Here is a 2042-nt window from a genome sequence, read left to right as displayed (position 1 = left end):
CGTTACATCCGCATGACCCCCGGTAAAACCCCTGCTCCAGCCCTCGCGCCGGACCCCTCCGCCCACCCGGAACGACGAATCCTCACCTGTCAACCCCGCCTCCCGTGAGGGCAAGGTTGCGTCCGTGTCACCTGTCAACACAGTCTGGAAACCCGCCGTCCCTACGGTCACCCTGAATCAGATCCGCCGCCCCCCGCGGGCCGGCGGCCCGCCGACGAAGGGCAGGGACGGCTGCGATGACCGGCTCCGGGCAGACCGCGCGCAGGGGGAAGCGCTGGATCGAGGAGTGGGATCCCGAGGACGAGGCGTTCTGGGCGGAGAAGGGGGAGAAGACCGCCAACCGCAACCTCCTCTACTCCGTCTTCTCCGAGCACATCGGCTTCTCCATCTGGACTCTCTTCTCCGTGCTCGTCCTCTTCATGGGCGACGAGTACGGCATCGACGCCGCCGGGAAGTTCTTCCTCGTCTCCGTCGCGACCCTCGTCGGCGCCTGCGTGCGCGTGCCGTACACCTTCGCCGTCGCCCGCTTCGGCGGGCGCAACTGGACGGTGTTCAGCGCCCTGATGCTCCTGCTGCCGACGGCCGCCGCGTTCGCCGCGATGGAGCCGGGGACGTCGTATGGCACTTTCTTGCTGGTCGCCGCGCTCGCCGGGGTCGGCGGCGGCAACTTCGCCTCGTCGATGACGAACATCAACGCCTTCTTCCCGCTGCACCGCAAGGGCTGGGCCCTCGGACTCAACGCCGGCGGCGGCAACATCGGCGTGCCCGTCATCCAGCTCGCCGCGCTGCTCGTCATCGCCGTCGCCGGGGACGGCCGGCCGCGCGTGCTGCTCGCCGTCTACATGCCGCTCATCCTCGTCGCCGCCGCGCTCGCGTGGCTGCGGATGGACAACCTCGCGCCGGTACGGAACGACACCGGCGCGGCGAAGGAGTCCGTCCGCGACGCGCACACGTGGATCATGTCCTTCCTGTACATCGGCACCTTCGGCTCGTTCATCGGCTACAGCTTCGCCTTCGGGCTGGTGCTCCAGACCCAGTTCGACCGCACCCCGCTCCAGGCCGCGGCCGTCACGTTCATCGGGCCGCTGCTCGGCTCGGTGATCAGGCCGGTCGGCGGGTGGCTGGCGGACCGGTACGGCGGGGCGCGGATCACGCTGTGGAACTTCGCCGCGATGGCCGGTGCGACGGGCGTCGTCGTCTTCGCGTCCGTACGGGAGTCGCTGCCCGTGTACCTCGTGGGCTTCGTCGCGCTGTTCCTCTTCTCCGGGCTCGGCAACGGCTCCACGTACAAGATGATCCCCGGCATCTACCAGGCCAAGGCCCTGGCCATGGGGCTGCGGGGCGAGCAGGCGAACACGTACGCGAGGAGGCTGTCCGGCGCCGCCATCGGGCTCATCGGCGCGGTCGGGGCGCTCGGCGGGCTCGGCATCAACCTCGCCTTCCGGCAGTCCTTCCTCGCCAGCGGCAACGGCACGGCCGCCTGCGTGGCCTTCCTCGTCTTCTACGCTGTGTGCTTCGTGGTGACGTGGGCCGTGTACCTGCGCGGGCCGCGTACGCCCGCCGCACGCGCCGACGGCGCGGCCGGCCCGTCGCCGCGGACCCCCGCCTACGCGGGGGTGTGAGCGCAGCACCATGGCACGGCACGAACGGCACCGACCGGGGGAGCAGCGAACCATGACCGTACCCGCCGAGGTCAAACCGCTGGAGGGCTTCTCCGTCGGAGTCACGGCCGCGCGCCGCGCGGACGAGCTGAGCACCCTGCTGTCGCGGCGCGGCGCGATCGTGTACCGCGCGCCCGCGCTGCGGATCGTGCCCCTGCACGACGACGACGAGTTGCTGAACACGACGAAGGCGCTCATCGGCGACCCGCCGGACGTCGTCGTCGCCACCACCGCCATCGGCTTTCGCGGCTGGGTCGAGGCCGCGGGCGGCTGGGGCCTCGGCGACGCGCTGCTCGACAAGCTGGCCGGCGTCGAACTGCTGGCGCGCGGGCCGAAGGTGCGCGGCGCGATCCGGGCGGCCGGGCTGACCGAGTCGTGGTC

The 2042-nt window shown here is 71.3% G+C and carries 2 protein-coding genes; both read left to right on the top strand.

The window, feature by feature from the left end; translation table 11 throughout:
* Positions 1–236 precede the first annotated feature (236 nt).
* Positions 237–1622 (top strand): nitrate/nitrite transporter, encoded by a 1386-nt coding sequence (locus tag H5J30_RS29585; protein ID WP_181790403.1) that lies wholly within the window; start codon positions 237–239, stop codon positions 1620–1622.
* 52 nt (positions 1623–1674) lie between these two features.
* On the top strand, positions 1675–2042 hold a 368-nt coding region (locus H5J30_RS29580), incomplete at its 3' end, for a uroporphyrinogen-III synthase (protein ID WP_181790401.1).

This window comes from Streptomyces phytophilus, assembly GCF_013870535.1.
GTDB classification, from domain to species: Bacteria; Actinomycetota; Actinomycetes; order Streptomycetales; family Streptomycetaceae; genus Streptomyces; species Streptomyces phytophilus.
The sequence above is the reverse complement of the archived record's forward strand: the minus strand, read 5'-3'. Positions and strand labels throughout refer to the sequence as shown.

Excerpts from the sequence above, each read along its gene's own strand:
- H5J30_RS29585 (WP_181790403.1), top strand. The coding sequence starts at position 237 with ATGACCGGCTCCGGGCAGACCGCGCGCAGGGGGAAGCGCTGGATCGAG.